General features: G+C 61.4%; 1 protein-coding gene and 1 pseudogene. Both read right to left on the reverse strand.

What is annotated here, in order from left to right; genetic code table 11:
- Nucleotides 1-26: 26 nt before the first annotated feature.
- Nucleotides 27-16,349 (reverse strand): annotated as a pseudogene (locus URZ40_RS00715) (Ig-like domain-containing protein); the annotation flags it as partial.
- Between the two features lie 121 nt (nucleotides 16,350-16,470).
- On the reverse strand, nucleotides 16,471-17,808 hold the full coding sequence (locus URZ40_RS00720; RefSeq protein WP_163329275.1) for a TolC family outer membrane protein: 1,338 nt from the start codon (nucleotides 17,806-17,808) through the stop codon (nucleotides 16,471-16,473).
- Between the last annotated feature and the right edge of the window lie 626 nt (nucleotides 17,809-18,434).

Raw genomic sequence — 18,434 nt, forward strand, 5'->3', positions numbered from 1 at the left:
GCGCCGCCGTAGGTGCCGTCAGGCGAGAGTACTCCGTTGTTGTTGATCAAATAGGTGATGGAGTCCGCGCCTGAGTCACCGTACGCCAGATCCAGATAGCCATCGCCGGTTTTATCGTACGCAATCACGCCGCCGTACCAGATGGTGGTGCCCATTGCCAACTGGCTGGCGTTATAGGTGCTGCCATCATAGGTCCACATCACCTGCGTAGAGCCCGAGTAGGTGGTCTCCGTCGCGAAGATATCCTGCGTGCCGTTACGGTCAAAGTCGGCGGCGGTCTGGCTCACCACGTAGTAGTTACGGGTATTGGTCAGCGTATTGCCGGCATAGGTCGAGCTATCGCTGCTGGAGTAAGACTGACCGTTAGCGATGATATTCCACAGACCGCTGCTGTTGATGCCGAAGGTCATGGTCGAGTTGTTGCTGTTCCCCGCCGTGGTCGCCCAGTCGGTATTCACCGAGGTGGTATCAATCACCAGGCTGCCCGTCGCCGTACCGGTGGTATTGCCGTTACCCGCGCTGCTCTTCACCTGCGCCGTCACGCTGTAGCTCGCCACGCTCAGGGCGTCGCCATCCGGGATCTGCAGATACCAGGTGTTATGATCCGGGTCGACCACCACCGCGCCGCCGGTCTGGGAGGTGTAGGTTTTTCCGTTCACCGTTACCACCAGGTATTCACCGTTCACCAGGTCAGCGGAGACGGTACCGCTGACGATCGGCGTGGTGTCCGACGTAGTCTGCGCGGTAATCGCCGCTGTGGTGGTCGGGATGCTGGTATCCACGTTCAGCACGAAGCCATCGGATTCCGTGTAGTTACCGGCCCTGTCGGTGACGCGCACAATGTAGATGTGGTTGCCATCGCTCAGGCCGTTGTCCTGGAAGGACCAGCTTGCGCTGCCATTCATGGTCACCTGGCCGAGCAGAACGCCGTCACGGTAGAGCTGAACAATTTCACCGTCATCCGGGGCGCGGTTAAGCGTCCCGTTGATCAGCGGCGAGTTATCGTCCGTTGCCACCGCACTGCCAAAGGTGCCCTGACGCTCGCCTTCGCCGTCGGTATAGCTCACTACGCTGCCGACCGTGGTAGGCGGCGTGGTGTCCACCGTCACCACCTGCGACGCGGTGGAGCCAACGTTGCCCGCCTGGTCGATAATCCGCACCTGGTAGGTGTAGTCCCCGTCAGGCAGATCGCGGATATCGGTGTAGCTCCAGCGCTGGTTGGTGACCGTGGCGTCTGACCAGGTATTCCCGCCGTCCAGGCTGATCTGTACGCGCTCGTCGTTTGCCAGCGCGCTGCCCAGCGAACCATTGATGGTCAGCGTGGTGTCCATGGTGATGAAATCACTGCCGGACTGTCCGGTATCTTCGCTGATGCTGTCGATGGTGATGCCGTACTGCGGCGCCTGGGTATCAACCGTCACCGCCTGCGAGGTGGTTGCCCCAACGTTGCCTGCCTGGTCAACGACCCGCACCTGATAGTTATGGCTACCGTCGGTCAGGGTACGGGTGTCGCTGTAGCTCCACTGCGTACCGCTTACGGTGGCGTACACCCAGGTGCTGCCGCCGTCCACGCTCACCTGCACGAATTCACCCGCGCCGAGTTCTGCGCCGAGCGTTCCGTGCAGCGTGTACGAGGTCGAACTGGTCAGGAAGTCGTTATTGTCGAACCCGGTATCCACGGTGATGTTATCCACGGTCACCGTAATCGCTGCATCCGGCGCGACCGTATCAACGGTCACCTGCTGATGGGCGCTGGCGCCCACGTTGCCCGCCGCATCCACAACGCGAACGTAGTAGTCATAGGTCTGGTTACCCAGCGTGCGACCGTCCACGTAGTACCAGCTGTTGCCTGTAACAATCACGTTCTGCCAGGTAACGCCACCGTCGATGCTGATCTGGGCATACTCACCGTCCGCCAGCGTCGCGCCGAGCGAGCCGTGCAGGGTCAGGGACGTATCGTTAGTGATAAAGTCGCTGCCGCTCAGACCGGTATCGTCGCTGATGCTGTCGATGGCGATAGTTTTACTGGCGTCCGGTGCAACCGTATCAATGGTCACCACCTGGCTGGCGGTGGCGCTGATATTGCCCGCGTCGTCAATCACGCGCAGCTGGTAGTTGTAATCCCCGTCGGCCAGCGTGCGGCCATCAACGTACGTCCAGCTCAGGCCGCTGACGCTGACGTCGATCCAGGTAACGCCGCCGTCCAGACTGATCTGCGCGTGGTCGCCGCTGCCCAGCGCCGCGCCGAGCGTCCCTTTCAGGCTGATCTGGTTGTCGCTGGTGATAAAGTCGCTGCCGGACAGGCCGGTATCCTGGGTGATGGAATCGACCGTAATCGTCGTTGCCACAGGCTTCGTCAGGTCAATCACCACGTCCTGGCTGTCCGTCGCCCCGACGTTGCCCGCGTTATCGATAACGCGCACCTGGTACTGGTACGTACCGTCCGTCAGGGTGCGACCATCGGTGTAGCGCCAGCTGGTGCCGGTCACGGTCAGGTCAATCCAGGTGGTGCCGCCGTCAAGGCTGATCTGCGCCTTTTCGTTATTGCCGAGCTGCGAGGTCAGCGAGCCGTTGACCACCACCTGAGCGTCGTTGGTGATGAAATCACTCGCGCTCAGGCCGGTGTCGTTTTGCAGCGAATCAATGCTGATGCCCATCGACGGCGCGGTGAGATCCACCGTGACGGTGTGGTTATCGCTGGCGCTGTTGCCGATGGCGTTGCTGACCTGCGCGTTAATCACGTACGAACCGCCGTCCGCCAGCGCGGCCACGTCTGCGCTGCCCAGCGTGTAGCTCCAGGAGCCGTCATTTTGCACGGTCGCCGTATAGGTTTTACCGTTCAGGGTGATGGTCACCGTCTGGCCCGCCGGGGCGTCGGTGGTGCCGCTGATAATCAGCGGCGTTCCGTGCTCGGCGGCGTTGACGATATCGTCCTGCGCAAAGGTGTTAATGGTGATGGTTGGGACATCGCCGTTCAGCGTCACGTCGTGCGTTGCGCTGCCCGGGTTGCCCGCCCTGTCGCTTACTGAAGCGGTGATGGTGTAATCCCCGTCGCTCAGGCCGAGGAAATCGCGGCCCGGCACGAAGACCGACCACGATCCGTCCGCCCCAACGGTTGCCTGATAGCTGTGTCCGTTGAAGGAGACGGTCACCGTCTGGCCCTGTTCCGCCGTGGTGGTACCACGGATCGTCTGGCCCGCCAGCTGCTCCGCGTTGTTGACGATATCGTCATCCGCGACAGTGCTGATGGTCACGGTTGGCGCGACGGTGTCTACCGTTAAGGTATGCGTGGTCTGGCCGCCGTTGCCGGCTTTGTCGTTGACCGATGCGGTGACCGTCAGCGCGCCCTGGCTCAGGGCGGCCAGATCTGCCGCCGGCACGTCGAGCGTCCAGGTGCCGTCGTTTGCCACGGTGGCGGTGTAGGTCTTACCGCCCAGGGAAACGGTGACGCTCTGGCCCGCCTCCGCGCTGGAGGAGCCGTGCACGGTCAGCGGCTGCTGCGTTTCAAGCGCGTTCAGCATGTCGTCGCCGGACAGCGTCGCAATGCTCACGACCGGCGCGGTGGTATCCACGCTGATGCCGTGCGTCGCCGACGCGCTGTTGCCCGCGCTGTCCTGCGCCGACACAGACACCTGATAGCTCGCGCCATCGGCCAGGGCGCCCACGTCTGCGGCCGGAACGGTGGTCGTCCAGCTGCCGTCGCTCTGGATGGTGGCCGTATAGCTCTTGCCGTTCAGGGTCACGGTGATCTGGGTTCCGCTGGCGAACTGGGCGCTGGAGCCGTTAATCACCAGTGAGCTGCCCGCTTCTGCCGCGTTAATGACGTCATCGCCGCTGATGGTGTTAACTGTCAGCACGACCGATGCAGTATTGACCTCCACATCGTGGGTGCGGGTGCTGCTGTTGCCCGCGCTGTCGGTAATCGTCGCGCTGAGGGTCACGGTGCCGTCGGTCAGCGCGGAAATCAAGCTGGCCGGAACGCCCACGCTCCAGTTACCGCTGGCGTCAACGGTGGTGGTGTACTGGTTCGAACCGATGGTGATGACCAGCTTATCGCCGACGCTCGCGCCGGTTGCCGTGCCGCTGACAATCTGCGCCTGCCCGTGCTCCACGCTGTTGATGACGTTATCGCCCGCGACAGCGTTAAAGCTGACGGTCGGCGGCGTGGTATCAAGCGTAATCGTCTTGCCCGCGCTGCCCGGGTTACCCGCGGCGTCGCTCACGCTGGCCTGCACGGTGTAGCCGTTATCCGCCAGTGCGGACAGGTCTGTACCCGGCACGTTCACGCTCCAGATGCCGCCCTGCTGCACCTGCGCGGTATAGCTCTTACCGCCCAACGTCACGGTGACCGTCTGCCCGGCTTCCGCCGTGGTGGTACCGGAGACGGTCACGCCCGCAGCCGCTTCACTGGCGTTAATCACGTTATCACCGGCCACCGTATCAATGGTCACGGCAGGCGCGGTCGTATCCACGCTGTACTCGCGGCCCGCCGAGGCGCTGTTGCCGTGCGCGTTGGTGACGTTCACCTGCACGCTGGCATCGCCCTCTTTCAGGCCCGCGAGATCCGCAGACGGTACGGTTGCCGTCCAGTTACCGTCGGCGTCCACTTTCGTGGCGTACGTCTTGCCGCCGAAGTTAACGGTAACGGTCTGGTTTTCCTCCACGTTCGAGGTGCTGCCCGAGAGCACCAGATCCGCGCCTTTCTCCGCCGCGTTAATCACGTCGTCGGTGGCAATCACATCGATACTGACGGCAACGACAGACAGATCGACGGTGACATCGTGGCTGATGGTCACCGGGTTGCCCGCCGCGCTCTGGCCAGCAACGGTCACGGTGACCGTGCCCGCAGCAAGGGCACCAACGTCTGCCGCCGGGATCGCCGCGCTCCAGCTGCCATCTGCCAGCACGGAGGCCGCATAGGTTTTGCCATTGACGGTCACGGTGAGCGTGGTGCCCGCCGCCAGCCCGTCGCTGGAGCCGGTGACAATCAGGTTCTGACCGTGCTCGATGCTGTTGATCACATCGTCGCCCGCCACGGTATCAATGCGCAGACCCGGCAGGCTGGCGTCTATAACGATTTCGCGCTCGCCCGCGCCGGTGTTGCCGTGGCCGTTGGTGACGGTCGCCGACACGGTCAAATCGCCGTTGCCCAGCGCTGTCAGGACGGATTCCGGCACGCTCACGGACCAGGTCAGATCGCTCTGCACCGTTGCGGTATAGCTGTTGCCGCCGACAGTCACGGTTACCGTGTTGCCCGCTTCCGCGTTCGCTACCTTACCGCTGATGGTCTGGCCTGCCGCCACTTCCGCCGCGTTGATGACGTTATCGCCCGCCACGGTGTTGATGGTGACGGTTGGCAGCGCGGTGTCCACCAGAAGGGTCGCCGTATTGCTGATGCTGTTGCCCACGCCGTTGGTGGCGGCGACGCTCAGGGTGTAGTTCGCTTCGCCCAGCCCCGCAAGGTCCGCTGCCGGAACGGTCAGGCTCCAGGTGCCGTCTGCCGCTGTCGTCGCCGCGTAGTTTTTACCGTTCAGGGTCACGGTCACCACGGTGCCTTCCGCCAGGTTGGCGCTGGTGCCGCTGACGCTCAGGTCCTGGCCTTTCTCCACCGCGTTCAGCACGTTGTCGCCGCTGATGGCGTTGAACGCCACGGACGGCAGGCCAGTATCGACGGTCACGTTATGCGTGCCGGTGCCGGTGTTGCCCGCCGCGTCGGTGACTGACGCAGTGACGGTTACGGTGCCGTCGCTGAGGCCGGAAATGACGCTGGCCGGTACGCCGACGCTCCAGTTGCCCGCCGCGTCCAGCACGGTGGTGTAGGTCTGGCCGCCGATGGTGACGGTGACCTTATCGCCCGCTGCCGCGCCGGTGGCGGTGCCGCTGACGATCTGCGCCTGAGCGTGCTCAGCGATGTTAATCACGTCGTCTCCCGCCACGGTGTTGATGGTCACCGCAGGCACGGTCACGTCCACCGTCAGAGTGTGATCAACCGACGCCGGGTTGCCCGCCTTGTCGCTGACGCTCGCCGTCACGGTGACGCTGCCGTCGCCGAGCGATGCCAGATCCGCCGCCGGAACGTTCAGCGTCCAGCTGCCGTCCGCGCCTGCGGTTGTGGTGTAGTCTTTGCCGTTCAGCGTCACGGTCACGGTCTGGCCCGCTTCGGCGGTGGTGGTGCCGGAAATGGTCAGATCGGACTGCGCTTCTGCGGCATTCAGAATATCGTCGGATGCCAGGGTATTGATGGTCACGGACGGCGCGGTGGCATCCACGCTGTACTCGCGGCCCGCCGAGGCGCTGTTGCCGTTCACGTTAGTGACGCTCACCTGCACGCTGGCGTCGCCATCCTTGAGGTGTACCAGATCCGCAGACGGCACGGTCCAGGTCCAGTTACCGCTGTCGTCTACTGTCGCGCTATAGATTTTGCCGTTCAGGCTGATGGTCACGGTCTGCCCGGCTTCCACGTTGGTGGTCGCACCGGACAGCACCAGATCCGCGCCCTTCTCCGCCGCGTTAATCACGTCGTCGGTAGCGATGGAATTGATGCTGATGGCAACGGTCGCCAGATCCACCGTCACGTCGTGGCTGATGGTAATCGGGTTGCCCGCCGAGCTGTCGCCGGTAACGCTAATTTTGACGGTGCCTTCCGGCCACGCGTTCACGTCGGTGGACGGGATCGCCGCACTCCAGGTGCCGTCCGCCAGCACCGTCGCCACATAGTCTTTACCGTTGACGGTCACCGTCAGCGCCGTGCCCGATGCCAGCCCGTCGCTGGAACCGGTGACAATCAGGTTCTGCGCGTGCTCAATGCTGTTGACGACATTGTCGCCCGCCACGGTATTGACGCGCAGGCCCGGCAGGTTAGCGTCAATGGCAATGTCGCGCTCGCCGGAACCGGTGTTGCCGTGGCCGTTGGTGACGGTCGCCGTCACGCTCAGGCTGCCGTTGCCCAGGGCTGCCAGCACGTCAGACGGCACGTTCACGGACCAGGTCAGATCGTCCTGCACCGTTGCGGTGTACGTGTTTCCGCCGAGGGTGACGGTCACGGCGTTACCCGCTTCGGCATTCGCCACGGTGCCGCTCAGGGTCTGGCCTGCCGCCACTTCCGCCGCGTTGATGACGTTATCGCCCGCCACGGTGTTGATGGTGACGGTCGGCAGCGCGGTGTCCACCAGCAGGTTCGCGGTGTTGCTCACGCTGTTGCCCACGCCGTTGGTGGCGGTCGCGTTCAGGGTGTAGTTAGCCTGGCCGAGGCCGGCCAGATCGGCGGCCGGAACCGTCAGGCTCCAGGTGCCGTCTGCCGCCGTTGTCGCCGTGTAGTTTTTACCGTTGAGGGTTACGGTCACCACGGTGCCTTCCGCAAGGTTGGCGCTGGTGCCGCTGACGTTCAGATCCTGACCTTTTTCTGCCGCGTTCAGAACGTTATCGTCGCTGATGGCGTTGAAGGCCACCGATGGCAGCCCGGTATCGACGGTCACGTTATGCGTGCCGGTGCCGGTGTTGCCCGCCGCGTCGGTGACTGACGCCGTGACGGTCACGGTGCCGTCGCTGAGGCCGGAAATCACGTTCGCCGGTACGCCCACGCTCCAGTTACCCGCCGCATCCAGCACGGTGGTGTAAGTCTGGCCGCCAATCGTGACGGTGACCTTATCACCCGCTGCCGCGCCGGTGGCGGTACCGCTGATGATTTGCGCCTGGCCGTGCTCTGCAATGTTAATGACATCGTCGCCCGCCACGGTGTTGATGGTCACCGCAGGCGCGGTGATATCTACCGCCAGGTTGTGATCCACGGACGCCGGGTTACCCGCTTTATCGCTTACCGATGCGGTGACAGTCACGCTGCCGTCGGTTAATCCTGCCAGGTCCGCCGCCGGAACGTTCAGCGTCCAGCTGCCGTCTGCGCTGACGGTTGAGGTGTAGTCTTTACCGTTCAGCGAGACGGTGACCGTCTGGCCCGCTTCGGCGGTGCTGGTGCCTGACACGGTCAGATCGGCTTTCGCCTCCGTCGCGTTCAGAATGTCGTCCGTCGCCAGGGTGTTTATGGTCACGGACGGCGCGGTCGCATCCACGCTGTACTCGCGGCCCGCCGAGGCGCTGTTGCCGTTGACGTTGGTGACGCTCACCTGCACGCTGGCGTCGCCGTCTTTCAGGCCCGCCAGATCGGCTGATGGCACCGTGGCGGTCCACTTGCCGTTGGCGCCTACGGTCGCAGTGTAGCTCTTGCCGCCGAAGATGATGGTGACGGTCTGGTTTTCTTCCACATTGCTTGTGGTGCCGGAGAGCAGCAGATCCGCGCCCTTCTCGGCCGCGTTAATCACATCATCGGTGGCGATGGCGTCAATGCTGATGGCGACGCTTGCCAGATCCACCGTCACATCGTGGCTGATGGAAACCGGGTTACCCGCGCTGCTCTGGCCCGTGACGGTCACGGTGACTGTGCCTGCGTTCAGCGCGCTGACGTCTGCCGCCGGAATAGCCGCGCTCCAGGTGCCGTCGGCCAGCACGGTCGCCGGATAGGTTTTGCCGTTTACGGCCACGGTCAGCGTCGCGCCCGCTGCAAGGCCGTCGCTGGAGCCGGTGATAATCAGGTTTTGAGTACGTTCGATGCTGTTGATCACGTCGTCACCCGCCACGGTATCCACGCGCAGGCCCGGCAGGTTAGCGTCTATAACGATTTCGCGCTCGCCCGTTCCGCTATTGCCCACGTCGTTGGTAACGCTGGCTGACACGGTCAGATCGCCGTTACCCAGCGCGGTCAGCACGTCGGACGGCACGTTCACGGACCAGGTGAGATCGCTCTGCACCGTTGCGGTGTAGCTGTTGCCGCCAATCGTCACAGTCACGGTGTTGCCCGCCTCAGCGTTCACCACCTTACCGCTGATGGTCTGGCCGGCTGCCAGCTCCGCCGCGTTAATAACGTCATCACCCGCGACGGTGTTGATGATAATCCCCGGCAGAACGGACTCGACGATCACGGCGTGCGACGCGCTGGTGCTGTTGCCAACGCTGTCCGTCGCCGATGCGGTGACGGTGTAAAGCGCCTCGCCCAGTTGACCTACCTCGCTAGCCGGAACGGTGGTGGTCCATTTTCCGTTGCTGTCTACCTGCGCGCTGTACGCTTTGCCGTTCAGCATCACGGTCACCACCGCGCCCGTCGCCAGGCCGGAGGCCGTACCGGAGATCGTCAGTTCCTGGGTTTTCTCGGTATTGTTGATCACATCGTCACCGGAAACGGTGTCAATGGTCAGCACCGGCGCGGTCAGGTTCACCTCCACGCCGTGCGTGGCGCTGTTGCTGTTGCCCGCCTTATCGGTCAGCGCCGCGGTGATGGTGTAGTCCCCGGCGGTGAGAGCGGTAACGTCTGCTGCAGGTACGCCCACGCTCCAGTTGCCGGAGGCGTCCAGGGTGGCGGTGTACGATTTGTTATTGAGGGTAACGGTGACCACGTCGCCCGCAGCCGCGCCGGTCACGGAACCGGTGACAATCAGGGCCTGAGCGTGCTCGGCGCTGTTGATCACGTCGTCGTCGGAAACGGTGTTAATGGTCAGCTGCGGGACGGTGGTATCGACCAGCACGTCGCGATCCGCAGAGGCCGGGTTGCCCGCCTTATCGGAGACCGCCGCGCTAATGGTGTAGTTACCGTCGGTAATCGCGCCGACATCCGCGGAAGGCACGGTCACGCTCCAGCTGCCGTTTGCCTGTACGGTGGTGATGTAGTTCACACCGTTCAGCGTCACGGTGACGGTCTGGCCCGCTTCGGCGTTAGTTACGCCGTTAACGACCAGATCCTGCTGCGCCTCGGCCGCATTGATGATGTTGTTGTCGCTGACGATCTCGATAGACACCGTCGGCGCGGTGGCGTCCACGCTGTACTCGCGGCCTGCCGACGCGCTGTTGCCGTTCACGTTGGTGACGCTCACCTGCACGCTGGCATCGCCGTCCTTCAGGCTGCCCAAATCGGCAGACGGTACGGTCGCCGTCCAGTTGCCGCTGGCATCCACGGTCGCGGTGTACGACTTGCCGCCGAAGGTGATGGTGACGGTCTGGTTTTCTTCTACGTTGGTGGTGGAGCCGGACAGCACCAGGTCCGCGCCTTTCTCCGCCGCGTTAATCACGTCGTCGGTGGCAATCGCGTCAATGCTGATGGCGACCGCCGCCAGATCCACCGTCACGTCATGGCTGATGGAGACCGGGTTGCCCGCCGCGCTATTCCCCTCGACCTTCACGGTGACCGTGCCTGCACCGAGCGCGCTGACGTCTGCCGCCGGAATGGCCGCCGTCCAGGTGCCGTCCGCCAGCACCGTTGCGGCGTAGGTTTTGCCGTTGACGGTGACTGTTAACGCCGCGCCCGCTGCCAGGCCGTCGCTGGAGCCGGTGATAATCAGGTTCTGAGCGTGCTCAATGCTGTTGATGACATCGTCGCCCGCCACGGTATCGACGCGCAGGCCCGGCAGGTTGGCATCAATGGTGATGTCGCGCTCGCCGGAGCCGGTGTTGCCGTGGCCGTTGGTGACGCTGGCTGACACCGTCAGATCGCCGTTACCGATGGCGGTTAAGACCGTGGACGGCACGTTGACCGACCAGCTCAGATCGTCCTGAACGGTGGCAGTATACGTATTGCCGCCGATTGAAATAGTGACAGTGTCACCGCTCGCCGCACCGCTCACTTTGCCACTCAGAGTCTGCCCGGCAGCCACTTCCGCTGCGTTAATGACATCGTCCGTGGCAACAGGGTTGATGGACACCTGCGGCAGCGCGCTGTCGACCAGCACGTCATGGCTGGCGCTTGCGCTGTTGCCCGCCGCGTCGGTCACTGCTGCCGTCACGGCATAGTTCGCTTCGCCCAGCGCAGATACGTTTACCGCCGGAACGGTGACGCTCCAGCTGCCGCTGGCGTCGGTAGTAGCGGTGTAATTGATGCCGTTCAGGGTCACCGTAATGGTGGTACCCTCAGGCTGGTTGCTGGTACCGGACACCTGCAGATCCTGACCTTTCTCTACCGCATTGATCACGTCATCACCCGCCAGGGTATTGATGGCAACCACCGGCGCGGTCAGGGAGACGTCAAACTCGTGCGTCGCGGTGGTGCTGTTACCGGCTTTATCGGTGAGGGTCGCGGAAATCGTCTGGTCGCCGTTTGTCAGCGCGCCCACGTCCGTCGCCGGAACGCCCACGCTCCAGCTTCCGGACGCGTCCAGCATGGCGGTGTAGTCTTTGCCGTTCAGGGTGACGGTAATCACGTCGCCCGCCTGCGCGCCCGTCACCTTACCGGAGACGATCAGCGCCTGGCCGTGCTCGGCAATATTCACGATGTCGTCGCCCGCGACGATGTTGAAGCTAATCTGCGGTACGGTGGTATCCACCAGCACGGAAGCATCCGCGCTGGCCGGGTTGCCGGCTTTATCGGAAACGGAAGCGGTGACCGTGGCGCTGCCGTCGGAAATACCCACCAGATCGGCTGCCGGCACGTCCAGCGTCCAGCTGCCGTCCGCCTGAACCTGCGCGCTGTACTGCTTGCCGTTGAAGTTCACGGTGACCGTCTGGCCCACCTCGGCAGTAGAGGTCCCGCTCAGGGTCAGATCCTGCGCCGCCTCTGCCGCGTTCAGCATGTTATCGCCGCTGATGGTGTTAATCGTGACCATCGGCGCGGCGGTATCGACGCTGAATTCCTGCGCAGACGAAGCCGCGTTGCCGTTGACGTTAGTGACGCTCACCTGCACGCTGGCGTCGCCGTCTTTCAGTCCACTCAGATCGGCTGCCGGAACGGTGTACGTCCAGTCGCCGTTGGCATCCACCGTCGTGGTATAGGTTTTACCGGCGAAGGTGATGGTTACGGTCTGACCCGCTTCAACGTTGGACGTGGAGCCGGAAAGCACCAGGTCCTGGCCTTTTTCCGCCGCGTTGAGCACGTTATCGTCGGTCACGCTGCTGATGGTGATGGCGACAGGCGCGAGATCGACGTCCACGACGGTGCCGATGGTCACCGGGTTGCCGGAGGCATCCTTTGCGCTGGCGCTGATGGTGAGCGAACCGTCCGCCCACTGGGACACGTCCGCTGCTGGTACCGCGGCCTTCCAGGTGCCGTCCGCCAGCACGGTGGCGGAATAGGCATTGCCGTTGATGGTCACGGTCACTGTGCTGCCCGCCGCCAGATCGGTGCTGGTGCCGGACACAATCAGGTTCTGAGCGTGTTCAATCACGTTGATCACGTCGTCACCTGCGACGGTATCAATACGCAGTCCCGGCAGCTGGGCGTCGATGGTGAAGTCCAGCGAAGACGAACCGGTATTGCCGTGCGCGTTGGTAACGCTGGCGGATACGGTCAAATCGCCGTTGCCAAGCGCGGTTAGCTGGCTCTGGGTTAACGGCAGGCTCCAGGAGAGATCGTCCTGCACGGTTGCAGTGTATGTCTGGCCGCCAAGAGTAATCGTGACAGTGTCACCTGGCGCCGCATTCGTCACCTTGCCGGTCAGGGTTTGCCCTGCAGCCACTTCCGCCGCGTTAACGACATTGTCACCCGCCAGCGCGTCGATCGTTACAACCGGCAGCGAGCTGTCCACCAGCACGTCGTGTGAGGTTGAGGCGCTGTTGCCCACGCTATCGGTGACGCTCGCCGTCACGGTGTAATTCGCTTCGCCCAGCGCGCTGACCGCGGCCGCAGGCACGGTCACGCTCCAGTTGCCGCTGGCGTCAGCGGTGGCCGTATAGTGGATACCGTTCAGGGTCACGGTAATGGTCGTGCCTTCCGGCTGGTTGCTGGAGCCGGAGATCTGCAGATCTTCGCCTTTCTCCTTCGCATTGATCACATCGTCCGCCGCCAGCGTGTTAATGCCGATAGCTGGCGTCACGGTATTCACCACCACGTCCAGTGAGCTGCTGCCGGTATTTCCGGACTGGTCGGTCACGGAGACGTTAATGGTCCAGGTGCCGTCCGCCAGCCCCTGCACGACGGACGCGGGCAGGCCGAGGCTCCAGTTGCCCGCCGCGTCCACCACGGTGGTGTAATCCACGCTGTTAATGGTGACAGTCACAAGATCGCCCGCTGCCGCGCCGGTGACGGAGCCGCTCAGGATCTGCGCCTGTGAATGGGCGAGCTGATTAACGGTGTTGGTGGCGGTGACAAACTCGTTAATGGTTACCTGCGGTACGGTTGCGTCCACCAGACCCACGCGATCGGCGCTGCTGGTGTTGCCCGCCACGTCGCTGACGGTTGCCTTCACGGTAACAATGCCGTCTGCCAGCGCGCCCACGTCGGCCGCGGGCACGCTCAGTTGCCAGGTTCCGTCCGCCTGGACGGTGGTCTGATAGTTTTTGCCGTTCAGCGTCACGGTGACCGTCTGGCCAGGTTCCGCCGTGCTGCTGCCGCTTAACGCTAAATCCTGCTGCGCTTCCGCCGCGTTGATAATGTTGTCGTCGGTCAGGTTATCGAGCGTAATCGCCGGAGGCTGCGTATCCACCGTGACCACGCGCGCGGCGTCCGCGCTGTTGCCGCTGATGTTAGTGACGCTGACGCTCACCTGCGCGCGCCCGTCAATCAGCGTTTCCATGGCGCTGGCGGGCACGGTCAGGCTCCAGGAGCCATCCTGCTGCACCTGCGCGGTAAAGGTCTGGTCGGCAAATTTCACCACCACGGTTTGCCCCGCCTCCACGCCCTGCGTCTGGCCGGAAAGGGTTAAATCACTGCCTTTTTCAGCCGCATTCAGCAGGTCATCGCCGGAGACGGTATCAATGGTGACCGCCACGGCGTTGAGATCGAGTTCAATCGGGTGTTCAGCCGCAACGGTATTGCCCCAGGCATCTTTTGCGCTGACGCTAACCGTCACCTCTCCCGCCGTCCAGGCCTGCAGGTCCGCAGCAGGAACACCAATGCTCCAGCCGCCGCTGGCAGTAACCACGGCGTTATATTCGACGTTGTTAATGGTGACGACGATCGTCGTGCCCGCGGCCAGGTGGGTGCTGGCGCCGGTGACGGTCAGGTCCTGCTGCTGCTCGATGGCGTTGATAACGTCATCGCCGGAAATGGTGTTTACGCGCAGCCCCGGCAGTTCCGCGTTGATATTGATATCGCGCTCGCCGGTGCCGGTATTACCGTGCGAATTGGTCACCGATGCGGTGAAGGTTAAATCACCGTCGCCAAACGCCTGAAGATCCGCTGACGGGATTTTCACGCTCCAGGTCAGATCGCTGCCCACCGTGGCGCTGTAGCTCTTGCCGCCCACGGTAACAGACACCGTATCGCCCGCCGCCGCGCCGGTAACGCGGCCGCTGAGGGTTTGGTCCACGCCCGCTTCGGCGTTATTGACCAGGTTGTCGCCCGCAAAGGTGTTGATAATAACCTGCGGAAGCACGGTATCCACCAGCAGCGTCGCCCCGGCAGAGCCGCTGTTGCCCACGCTGTCGGTGCCGCTGACGCTGACGGTGTAAAGGGTGTTCGCCAGATTCAGGACGTCGGACACCGGCACCTGGACCGCCCAGATACCGTTTTCGACGGTAGCGTGATAGTTGACGTTGTTCAGCGTCACGGTGACGGCGCTGCCGTCCGGCAGGTTGCTGGTTCCGGTCAGGCTCAGCGGCTGCATCGCCTCCCGGGCATTCAGCACGTTGTCCTGGCTGATGGCGTCAATCGTGAATTCCGGCGGGTTGCCGCTCAGCGAAATGCCGTGCGTGGCGCTACCGGTATTCCCCGCCGCATCAGTGACGGAGACGGCAATGGTGTGGTTGCCCTCACCCAGCGCGCCGATGACGGAGGCAGGAACGCCCACGCTCCAGCTGCCGTCTGCCTGTACTACGCCGGTGAAGATCTGGCCGCCAACGGTCACGGTGACGACATCCCCTGCCGCCGCGCCGCTCGCCTGCCCGGAAATAATCTGCGCCTGGCCCTGCTCGCCGGTGTTCAGAATGTCGTCACCCGCGACAGTATTGATGGTGACGACCGGCGCGGTGGTATCCACCGTGAAATCTGCAGTCACGGACGAGCCGTTGCCCGCTTTGTCACTGACGTTCACCGTCAGGGTATGGTTTCCCTCATTAAGGGCCTGCACCTCGCTGGCCGCCAGCGTGACGGACCAGGTGCCGTCGCTGCCCACCGTGGTGTTATAATTTTTGCCGTTTAGCGTCACCGTCACAATCTGCCCGGCTTCCGCGTTGGTTTTACCACTCAGCGTCAGCGGCTGGTTGTGCTCGGCGGCATTAATGATGTTGTCCTGCGCGAGCGTATCGACGGAGAGGGTTGGCGCGGCAGTATCCACGCCAATCGTCTGGCTTCCGCTCACGGTATTCCCCGCCGCGTCTTTGCCGCTGACGTTGACCGTCCAGGTGCCGTCGCCGAGCGCCTGCGCGTCTGCCGCAGGCACGTTAACGCCCCACGCGCCGTCTGCCCCCACCTGAGCGGTGTAGGTTTTACCGTTCAGCGTCACGGAAACGTCGGTTCCCTCAGCCAGATGCTGGCTGCTGCCGGAGAGCGTAAAGCCTGCGGACTGTTCGCTGGCGTTAATCACGTTGTCCCCCGCCGTTGTCGCCAGCGCAAGCGTGGCCTCAGCCGTGGAAACGGTCACGGTGATGCTGCCCGCAGAGGTGGTTTTACTGCCGTCGATCTGCACCACCGACCAGGTGTGCTCTCCGTCGGCCTGGGTCGGAAGTTTTACCGTCCAGGTACCGTCTTTACTGACCATCGCGCTGGCGATGGTGCTGCCGCTGCCGTCTTTAATCTGGATGGTCGCGCCCGGCTGACCGGTACCGCTAAAGGTCGGCGCGTTGTCGTCCGTGATCGCGTTTGCGCTCAGTACTCCCTGCTTGTCGCCCACCTTGTCCGACAGCAAAAAGGTCGGCGTGGCGCTTTCTACTTCCTTCGTATTATCAATAACTTTGGTTTTTGTTTCGCCATCTCCGCCGTGGGCCAGCAGGGCGCCAATAGCACCACCGCCTAATGCCGCCCCTGCAATCCAGCCCCACGGCGCATCGCTCAGGACGCTTCCCTGCTCCAGGAAGGGTTCAATGCTGCTAATGGGTGTGGCCTGCGCGGATAATTCAGTGACGGCAACGCCTGACGCTTCACCGGTATCGGCAAAAGAGATATGAGTCAGCTCCTGCCCGTCGTTGAACACCAGCTCTGACTGATGTTGGGTGTCAGGATCTTCGACAAAATAGTTATTGCAGCGAATAACGCTGCCGTCCTTCATATAAATGAGAAGGTCTTTACCCTGGCGGACATAACGCACCACGTCCTGAGCAGAGCCCTGAATTTCAATCACGCTCGGCGATGAAATTGACACCGACAGATTTCCTTCGCCGGTTAATTTCGTTTTCTCCGCCGTTTTACGAATGATGACATCAACAACCTTTACGTTACTCATATTCTTCTCCTTGCAGGTGTACGAATTCCTGTGGATATGTCCACCAGACGGATGTAGCTATCCCTGGGAAAAAACACCCATTATTTTCAGACTTATTTCGCGCAGCTATGCGTGGCTTTTGTTAACTCAAATCGGGTAATTTTGCGGCAGCGTTTTTCTCTATTCCAATAAGCGGCATTAAATTATCAACCGCGGAAGCATAATTAATTGCCGAACTCCAGCCATCATACTCGGCAATTATTTTCGCCGACGTGGCCTGCCAGACATCCTGCTCAACGCTGAGCAAATCATTAATGCTCCGCTTGCTCAGGGTGTATTCATTTTTATAAACCTCGCGGGCCCGCAGCGCGTTTTCCAGCTGCCGCTTCCCGGCCTCCATTCTTCCCCGTGCGCCGGTCCAGTCAGCCTGTGCGACGGAGGCCTTTTGCAGCACGTCGAAACGCGCCTGATCGACCTGAGAGGACGCCATCGCCCGTGCGCCTTCAGCCTGCCGCACGCGTGCGGATACCGCGCCGCCCTGATAAAGCGGTGCATCGATATTGAGCTGGATCTGGTCGTCCCAGTAGGAACGGTTGTCCGATTCGTAACGCGTGCGTCCCCCTTTCAGGCTCAGGGTTGGCCAGTGCTGGGACTTCGCCGTTTCAACGCCATACTGGGCAGAACGTTCCATGTTTTGCGCAGCCATTACCGCCGGTATCAACGAATAATCAATGCGGTTGAGCGAATCCGGCTCAACCGCAAGGTTTGCGGGTACCGGCGAATAGTTATCCGCCTGCATCCCGGTTAATACCGCGAGCCGCGCGCGGGCGCTGTTCAACGCGGCGTTATACTGCGCCACCGTCGCCTGCATGCCGGCAATCCGCGTGCGGGTCTGGAGCTCATCGGAGGTGGAACTCACGCCCGCATCGGCGCGCAGTTTGGCCAGCTGCTCCACGTTTTTCAGCGCCTGAACGTTATCTTTTGCCGCCTGTAACAGGTCGGAATAGCGTTTAACCTCCACGTAGCCGAGCGCCGTTTTTTCCGCCACATCAGAAAGTGTGCTCATGAGCTGATAGCGGTAGCTATCGCGCCGGGCGGAAGACTGGCTGATGCTGTTGTTGGTCTTGCCAAAATCGTATATCAGCTGGGTAAGGCTCAGCCCCCAGGCCGCAGAATTCTTCAGCGAACCGCTGGAATCGGTGGTCTGGCTGTGCCCCGTGCTCCCGTTTAAGGCTATTTGCGGCATCCAGCCGCTGCGCGCCTCATCTATTTGTGCCTGACCAATACCTAACTGCGCGGCCTGCTGGCTAACAGAGGGGTCGCGGTCGATAGCAAAAAGGATACTTTCTTTTAAGGTTGTCGTTGCCACCGGGGCAATACCCACCTGGCGACTATTGGCGTAAGCCGTATTAATGGCTAGTGAAATTAATGCCAGCGCAGCTATAAATTGGCGTGACACAGGCTTGTGCAATATCGTCATTTTTATCTCCCTGACTCTGAGTGATACTCAAAACAATTACCCAAAAAGAGGTATAGATAATTAGACAAATATCTTTTTCGCTCCCTCACTGAATTTCAGGTAAAACGTCCCATACCCATTTCCATTGGAGATGAGAAACGCCTTCGTCTTATTAAAAATAAGAATTTACTTATTTCTTAAGTTGATTTGCAGCATAACAAAATGTGGTATAGGCCACTACACCCGTAATGTTAATGTGGTGTTACAAATAAGAAAAAACATGGGGTTTCTGGACAAAACTCCGAAAATGGCCTTTCAGATGAAACATCAAAACCCTCTGTTATTTAAGGAAAATTCTTAATCTCCTCTGCGTACATTTTTGCGTTAATTTCTCGGCGGGTCAGACACAAAGATTTTCAAAGAAGTGTCAATTTAAGTAACCAACACACTTATGTTGACATTAAATTCCATTAAAAAACTAATGTAAGAAATTAAATGCTATCAATATTGTTTTTATCAGAATATTAATTCTATTAAGGGTTGCGCACTGGTTACATAATCCAAATCATTAATAAAAACAAAACAGTAACACTCTCGTTAACATTCAGAACGGCTTAATGATATCTGTTTAATATAATTTCAATAAT

It is taken from the genome of Enterobacter sp. 296B2, assembly GCF_034106185.1.
In the GTDB taxonomy this organism is placed as follows: Bacteria; Pseudomonadota; Gammaproteobacteria; order Enterobacterales; family Enterobacteriaceae; genus Enterobacter; species Enterobacter cloacae_N.